General features: G+C 65.9%; 7 protein-coding genes. 5 read left to right on the top strand and 2 right to left on the bottom strand.

The features are described from left to right. Positions 1-1,058 (bottom strand): aromatic ring-hydroxylating dioxygenase subunit alpha (locus K5Q19_RS08130; protein WP_292943232.1); only part of this gene is annotated, 1,058 nt, incomplete at its 3' end. Positions 1,059-1,509: 451 nt separating this feature from the next. Between K5Q19_RS08130 and K5Q19_RS08125 the strand changes: the two genes are divergently transcribed. The 4 genes from K5Q19_RS08125 (at position 1,510) to K5Q19_RS08110 (ending at position 5,194) form a co-directional block, all read left to right on the top strand. Beyond that, entirely contained in the window at positions 1,510-2,007 is a 498-nt protein-coding gene (locus tag K5Q19_RS08125; RefSeq protein ID WP_292943229.1) for a PEP-CTERM sorting domain-containing protein, read from the top strand. A gap of 81 nt (positions 2,008-2,088) precedes the next feature. Further along, positions 2,089-2,727 carry a tetratricopeptide repeat protein gene (locus tag K5Q19_RS08120; protein ID WP_292943227.1) on the top strand — a complete coding sequence of 213 codons (639 nt, stop codon included), beginning with the start codon at positions 2,089-2,091 and terminating at the stop codon, positions 2,725-2,727. Positions 2,728-2,855: 128 nt separating this feature from the next. Next, positions 2,856-4,436, top strand: a complete 1,581-nt coding sequence (locus tag K5Q19_RS08115) for a carboxylesterase family protein (protein ID WP_292943224.1) — start codon at positions 2,856-2,858, stop codon at positions 4,434-4,436. Beyond that, positions 4,433-5,194, top strand: a complete 762-nt coding sequence (locus K5Q19_RS08110; protein ID WP_292943221.1) for an SDR family oxidoreductase — start codon at positions 4,433-4,435, stop codon at positions 5,192-5,194. Before K5Q19_RS08115 ends, K5Q19_RS08110 begins: the two co-directional genes overlap by 4 nt. A gap of 24 nt (positions 5,195-5,218) precedes the next feature. Here K5Q19_RS08110 and K5Q19_RS08105 read toward each other — a convergent pair whose 3' ends face one another. Continuing rightward, positions 5,219-7,012, bottom strand: a complete 1,794-nt coding sequence (locus tag K5Q19_RS08105; protein WP_292943218.1) for a hypothetical protein — start codon at positions 7,010-7,012, stop codon at positions 5,219-5,221. A 64-nt stretch (positions 7,013-7,076) separates the two neighbouring features. Between K5Q19_RS08105 and K5Q19_RS08100 the strand changes: the two genes are divergently transcribed. Continuing rightward, positions 7,077-7,604 (top strand): MFS transporter, encoded by a 528-nt coding sequence (locus tag K5Q19_RS08100; protein WP_292943215.1) that lies wholly within the window; start codon positions 7,077-7,079, stop codon positions 7,602-7,604. The last annotated feature ends 76 nt before the right edge of the window (positions 7,605-7,680 follow it).

Raw genomic sequence — 7,680 nt, 5'->3', positions numbered from 1 at the left:
GTCTTGTAGTCCTCGTCGCGCACCACGATCTCGAGGAAGTCGAACTGCTCGTGCGCGGCCTTGATCGCCGCTTCGTCCGAGGGCTTCTTCTCCATCACATAGAACTGGGTGGTGAAGCTTTCGCCCACCTTGTTGCCGGGGAACAGCTGGCTGATCATCGCCCCGCGCAGGCCGCCGCCATAGAAGCTGGCGATCGAGATGTGCGGGAAGATCGTCCACACGCCCTGCACCAGCACTTCGTCGGGGATTTCCGCGTCGGAAAGCTGGGTCAGGTCGATCTGGCCGTCATCATCGGACTGCACCTTGATCGCATACCTGGAAGGGGTCGAGAGGCGCTGGTGCGGCCCGAACTCGAAATAGTTAGCGCGGTTGTAGAAATCCGAACCGAACGTGTTCGCGTGGAGCACCGGCAGGTGGTAGAAATCGAGATAGCCGTCGTAGGCCGTCTTCCAGTTCGGCCCGGAAAGCGTGCGCTGGCTGAAGAGATACCAGTCCTTGAACCCGAAGGCCTCCAGCAGGCTGTCATAGCCGCACAGGTAATCCGCGATCGAAAGCTTGGACTTGGGATCGAGCGTCGCCCAGATCAGCCCTGCGCTTTCATAGACCGGGAAGCGGGTCAGGCAGAGCGCCGCCTTGTCCACCGCGCCGAAATCCTGCGGGCTCGCCACGCCGATCAGGTCGCCGTCGTTCTTGAACGTCCAGCCGTGATAGCCGCAAGTAAAGCGGCTGGCATTGCCGCTGCCCGAGGCGACAGGGTTGCCGCGGTGCGAGCACATGTTGAGGAACGCGCCGACGCTGCCATCACGCTGGCGGGTGAGCAGCAGCGGCACGCCGGCAATGTCCATCGCCTTGTAGTCGCCCGGCTCGGGGATCTCGCACGAAGGCGCGACCATCAGCGGCAGGCGGCGGAAAATCTGCTTCTTCTCGCGCTCGAACAGCGCCTCGTCGGTATAGGTCGAGGCCGGAATGCGCACCACTTCGTCCGCCAGTTCCATCGTCCCGGCATCGCCGTGAGCGATAAGCGAACGGGTCATTTCGATCAGCTGTTCACGTGACATGGCAGGCCCTTCGGTTCGATTCCGCGCGAATTGCCATGCTTGTCGCGCCGCCTGACGTCTGCGGCAACTGACACTTTTGCTCGGCAACGCCGCCCGGCTCGCCTGCATGAACACCCCCTTCGTATCAGGCCCGGTGCCCCTCAGAATAATAGCGCTACAATGAAGAAATAATCTGAAATAAATATGCGATATCAACAATGTACCAAGATGAAACGGCGCGGTCTCTGCCCGGATTTGCAGTGGACATCGCGGAGATTTTTGCAGTATCCGAACAGTGGGTCAAAAACATATGGTGTAAATCATGGTAAGGCACGCAATTCTGTTTCTGTCTCTCGTCACTGTTGGCGTTTCGCCAGCAATGGCGCAGTCATTTACCTCCACTACAAGTGGCTATACTGGCACCGATGCTGTTCGGATTACATTCGATTCGCCACTGCCCAGCGGGTTTTCCTTGAATGGCGGTCGGGTCACCACGGGCAGCATTGTCGGTGTTCAGGCCCAGCCCAAGGGCTCCACCGGAAAGTACCTGACCACCGACATCGGGACAGCCACGATCAGGGCCGACAAGGGCTATGGCGCGGTCAACTTCCTGTGGGGTTCGATCGACACATACAACACGGCCGAATTCTTTGATCAGGCCGGCAAGCTGCTCGGCAGCCTCACCGGATCGCAAGTGGCCAGTGCGCCGGTCAACGGCGATTGGAAGGCGGATCGGACCAATCGCTATGTCACGTTCTTTGCTGATACAGCCGCCGGGCAGAGCATCAGCAAGGTGCGTCTGAAATCGACCAGCATCGCGTTCGAGACCGACAACTTCGCGTTCATCCCGGCCAGCGGCCCTGTCCCGGTGCCCGAACCCGGCGTTGCGCTGCTGTTTGGCTCGGCCACCGCGGTCGTCCTGCTGCGCCGCCGCCGCGCAATCGCCTCCAGAGCCCCGCTTCCTGCCTGAACGCTGCCCGGTCGGCGCCATGCGCCGCGCCGGAAACGTAAACCGGGCACGTCCGCGTGCCCCCAGAGAGAGCCTCGTATCATGAAAGCCCTCAAACCTCTCGCTATCGTCCTCGCGGCTGTGCTTGGAACAGGGGCCATCGCGGCGTGGGCATGGCAGGCACCCGCAGAAGCCGAGCCGGCAGCACCGGCTCAGGCCCGGTTCGTATCGCCGTACGAGCCCACCGCGCTCACCGTCGAACAGGGGCTTGCGCGTGTCCGGTCAGCCCCGAGCGATGCGACGGCCTGGCGCGATCTGGGCAATGCCCAGTTGAAAGCGCGCAAGTTCCGCGATGCGGAGCAGTCCTACGTCAAGGCCTTGGCCATCGCGCCCGATCATGCCGAAACGTGGTCGGCGCTGGGCGAGGCGCGCATCCAGTTCCAGAATGCCGATGGCGCGCGCATGCCGTCGGGTGCGGCCGAAGCCTTCCGCCGCACGCTGGCGCTCGCACCGCGCGATCCGCGGGCGCGCTTCTACTTCGCCATGGAGAAGGACTTCATCGGCCAGCACGATGCCGCCATCGGCGAATGGCTGGAACTCCTGCGCGAAGTGCCCGCCGGTTCGGATGCGGACAACGCGGTCCGCACCGCCATCGCGGCCTCGGTCAATCGCAATCAAAAGCTGATTGCCCGGGCCCTGGAACGCGCCTCGCAGGCCCAGCCCCGCAGCACCGGTTCCTGAGATCCGGCGGCCGCCGCACGGCCCACCCGTGCGGCGCACGTTCCGGCGGGTGAGCGATCCGGTCCTTGCAACTGGCGGCCCGGTGCGTACCAAGAGGCGCACGCTCCGCCGGAATGGATTGGCCGCTGATGATCCGCACATGCTGGAATGCCCTGATCGCCGCCGCTGCGCTCCTGCTGGCCGCGCCGCTTGCCGCACAATCCGCACCGCAGGGTGAAGTCGTCACCACCACCTCCGGCAAGGTCGAAGGCTTCATCCGCAATGGCGCGCTCGAATTTCGCGGCATTCCCTATGCCGCCCCCGTCGCAGGCGATGCGCGCTGGAGCCTGCCGCAACCCGCCGCGCCGTGGACCGGCGTGCTCCCCGCGATGCACTTCGGCGGCGCCTGCCCGCAGGCCGCGCGCTACGGCCTCACCGAACGGAGCGACGAGGAAAACTGCCTCACGCTGAACGTAAGCCTGCCCACCGCCAAGGCCGCCAAGCGCCCCGTCCTCGTCTGGCTCCACGGCGGCGCCTTCGTCGGCGGCGCGGCCTCGCTCTACCGGCTGGACCGGCTCGCCAGGGGCATGGATGCCGTCGTCGTCAGCGTGAACTACCGCCTCGGCGTGTTCGGCTTCATGGCCCCGCCCGCCGGCACCTCCGGCGCAGGCCATGTCCTCGGCCTCGAAGACCAGCGCCTCGCCCTCCGGTGGATCAAGGCCAACGCGGCAGCCTTCGGCGGCGATCCCGAAAACATCACCCTCGCAGGCGAATCCGCCGGAGCCGCCTCGGTCTGCATGCAGCTCATGGCCCCCGAGGCGAACAAGGGCCTGTTCCACCGCGCGATCATCCAGAGCGGCGCTTGCGGCACGCCCCTGCGCACGCTCCCGCAGGCCGAAATGTTCGCCGCCAAGGTCGCCAAGGAAGCCGGTTGCAGCGATCTGGCTTGCCTCAAGGCCATCGACCCGCAAGCCCTCATCGCCGCAGGCACCCGCGCCTCCAAGGGCGAACTCCTCGCCTTCGCGCCCTTCACCGGCAACCCCACCGTCCCGCGCCCCACGCTTGAGGCGCTCAAGGCGGGCGACTTCCTCCGCGTCCCCGTCCTCAACGGCTTCACCCGCGATGAAATGCGCCTCTACGTCGGCTATGATGTTCAGGGCGGCGCGAAGATCACGCCCGAAACCTACCCCGCCGCCGTCCGCGCCATCTATGGCGACAAGGCGGACAAGGTCCTCGCCCGCTACCCCCTCAAACCCGGCGAGCACCCCGCCGAAACGCTCGGCTCGCTGATGACCGATTTCATGCCCGGCCTCGGCATCACGCACTGCCTGATGCTCGAAAGCGGCCGTCTCCTCGGTGCATACCAGTGGGAATATGCCGACCGCACCGCCCCCGTGCGCGGTGTCTCGATCCCCATCACCCCCGAACCGGGCTTCAATCTCGGCGCGGTCCACTCCGCCGAACTCAACGCCCTGTTCCCCAACTTCTCCAACACCGCCGCGATGACCGCGCCCGATCTCGGCCCGTCCTCGCAGGACCTCGCAGACCTGATCGTCTCCACCTGGTCCGCCTTCATCCGCGGCACCTCGCTCGGCAAGGATTGGCCGAGCACCACGGTGATGCGGTTCGACATCCGTAACGTCCGCCCGCGCGATCTCTGGTCAGAATACCAGTGCGATTTCTGGAAAGCCGAGTATCCGGCCTTCTTCATGGCAAAGGACCCCCAATGAACACCGCCATCGTCACCGGCGCCGCGCAGGGCCTCGGCCTCGTCACCGCCCGCCGCCTTGCCGCCGCCGGCTACCGCGTCGTCCTCACCGATCTGCAGGATGTCAACGAGCAGGTCGCCGCAATCGGCGCGCAGGCCATCGGCATCAGCGGAGACGTCGCCAGCGAGGCCTTCGTCGAAGACATGGCCGCGCGCATCGCCACCGATTTCGGCGGCGCGCAGGTCCTCGTCAACAATGCCGGGATCAGCCTGATCCAGCCCGCCGAGGAAACCACGCTCGATCAGTGGCAGAAGATGATGGCGGTCAACCTGCAAGGGCCTTTCCTCCTCTGCCGCGCATTCGGCCGCCAGATGCTCTCGGCAGGCAAGGGCTCGATCGTCAACGTCGCTTCGGTCGCGGGCCTTGGCGGCGTGATCCACCGCTCGGCCTACAACACCTCCAAGCACGGCCTCGTCGGCCTCACCCGCACGCTCGCGGGCGAATGGGGCGGCCGCGGTGTGCGCGTGAATGCCGTCTGCCCCGGCTGGATCAAGACCGAGATGGACGTGAAGGACATGGGCTCGGGCGCCTACGACGATACCGATATCGTCAACCGCGTGCCCATGGCCCGCTTCGCCCAGCCCGAAGACGTCGCCGAAGCGATCGCCTTCCTCGCCTCCGACGCAGCCTCCTTCATCAACGGCGTATCGCTCCCCGTCGATGGCGGCTGGACCGGCGATATCAGCTGGGACAGCCTCCGCCTCAAGACCCGCGCCTGACGGGGAAGTCCTCCGCCCGATCCGTCAGCCGCGCACTTTCCAGAACAACAGGCGGCTCTCCGGCGCCAGATCGATCTTCTCCAGCCAGCCCGGCGTCTGGCCGTCCAGCAATTGCGCCATGAAGCCGTGTGGAGCGTAGCGCCGGTAGGTCGCCGGTTCGCCCACATGGGGGCAGACCGCGATCAGCGTCACGTGGCGGCGGCCAATGATCGCATGGGCTTCGTCCGCCGTGCCGACAAAGGCGCTGACGACATCGTTCATCGCGGCCGCGCCGCGGTGGTGATCGGTGGCCACCACGCGCTGGTGCGAGCCGACCAGAATGAACGTGCCGATGTCGAGCGGCGTCAGCACATCGGTCGCGGGCAGGGTGCCAAGCGCGCGCGCCGCCTTGGCAAAGTCGCATCGGCCCGCAGGCACCTCTGGTTCAGGTCCCTTGGCAGCTGGAGCAAAGGGCGCTGAAAGCAGCGTCCACGCCAGCAGCGGCGCCGGGGGCAGCACCATGGTCAGGATGACGAGATAGCCCGCAGTCCGGCGCAGCGGCTTCCGGGCGCGCAAGGCGATCAGCCAGCGCATGATCAGCACCCCGGTCGATAGCGCCGCAATGCCCGAAGCCGTGGCCGATGACCGTTGAAACAGCGTCGCGATAACCAGTGTCCCGGCCACCACCAGCGCATGATCGCGCCACCACGCCTTCTCGGCGGCGCTGCCCGCATCGCGCCACAGCAGTGCCGAGGCAATCAGGCCCACCAGCGGCAGGCCCACGGTTTCCAGCCCCATCGGCAGCGGCAGTTCCCACACCGGCAGGCCCTCGGTCACATGCGCATACCACAGCTTGTAGACCAGCGGATCGAGCATCGAAAACGCCCCGCCGCGGCACTGCGGAATGCTGAGCCATGCGCTCGCCAGCGTCACCCCGCCGATCGCCGCCAGTGCCCCCAGCGCCACCGGCCAGCGCTGCGGCGGCTTCAGCGCCAGCCCCGCGCTGCCCAGCGCAATGATTGCGAGCAAGGCCAGATGCACCGGCGAAATCTGATCGCAATGGGTGATGAGGTCGCCCGTCCCGCGCGTGCCAAGGAAGATCGCGCCACTGCCCAGCACCAGCGCCGCCGTCGCCGCGGCAAACCCGGCGAACGGGCGCGGCCCCCGGTCGATCAGCCCGCGCAAGGCCAGCACACCCAGGATCACCGCGGTGATCGGCAGCCCCTCGATCGAGATCGCCAGCAGCACCGCCAGCGCCGCCCCGATCACCAGCCCGCCGCGAACCGCATCGCGCGCGGCCATCCCGTTCATCGCGACCAGCGCCATCACCACTTGCCAGCCATGATGATCGATGCGCAGCGGCGTCATCTGAAACAGCAGCTGCAGCCCGAAGCAGGTGACGAGGCAGACCAGCACGACCGTCTCGCCATTGAAGAACTTCACCGTCAGCCGCCCGGCCAGCAGCAGGGTGATCAGCAGGGTGAGCAAGGGGACCGCGATCATCGTGATCATCTCGGCCTGCGCCGTGCCCAGGATCGGGCGCAGCAGCACGATCATCGCCGCCAGCGGCACATCGACCAGCCGCGACCAGTGCATCAGCACTCCTTCGGGTGCGGCAATGCGATACTGGCGCACATCGAACCAGCTCTGCCCGCCCAGCCAGTCGCGCACCTGCACCAGCCGCAAGGCATCATCCGGATCGGAAAACCGTCCCGCCGCGATGGCGTCCAGACTGACGATCACCAGCAGAACCGCCACCACCAGCCACACGGCAAACACGCGCAGGGGCCAACCCGCAGCGGCAGGGCCGGTGCTTTGCGGAGCGCCCACGGACTTCATTTCACTCACCACGCCCAGCCTCCGACCGCCGCGTATCCTGCCGCAGCGGCGCTAGAGGAATGTCATGAAGGTATGGTTAAGAAAGCGTTTCCGGGGCTCATCTCGCTGCCCCAAACAAAAGCCCCTCCTCTTCAGAGGAGGGGTTGGGGGTGGTGGCTTTCGGCAAACGGCCGCTGCTCTGGCGCTTGTCGTCTGCTATCTCTCGCTAGCCACCATTCCCGTCATGGCGCGCGTGCTGGGCCTGTTCCCAGCCAAAACGTCTGCGTTGCTGTTGCCGATCTTGCTCGGATCGATGCTGTCAGACGTGGTCGAGGAAGACGGGGCCCGCACCGGCAGGCGCAGCGAAGGTGTGTTCTTTGCCGGCAGTTTCGACGTTCTCAATTGCGCCGGGGGCATGGGCATCTTCCTCACCGGCATGCTGATTACGGACGTTGGCTTTCCCACCGGCGCCCAGCCCGGCAACATGCCGATGGCGGTGCTCGATCACTTGGCGCTCGCCTACAGCGGCAACACCCTCGTCCTCGGCAGCGCCGGTGCGCTCATTCTCTGGCATTATCCGATCAGCCCGTCCGGGAACTCAGGAGTGCGATGAGATGTCGCCATGATACCACCATAGCTGCATCATGATGCCATTTGAGGATCTCGTAATACTGCAGCAGGATACTCAC

Source organism: Novosphingobium sp., from assembly GCF_019748365.1.
GTDB lineage: Bacteria > Pseudomonadota > Alphaproteobacteria > Sphingomonadales > Sphingomonadaceae > Novosphingobium.
The sequence above is the reverse complement of the archived record's forward strand: the minus strand, read 5'-3'. Positions and strand labels throughout refer to the sequence as shown.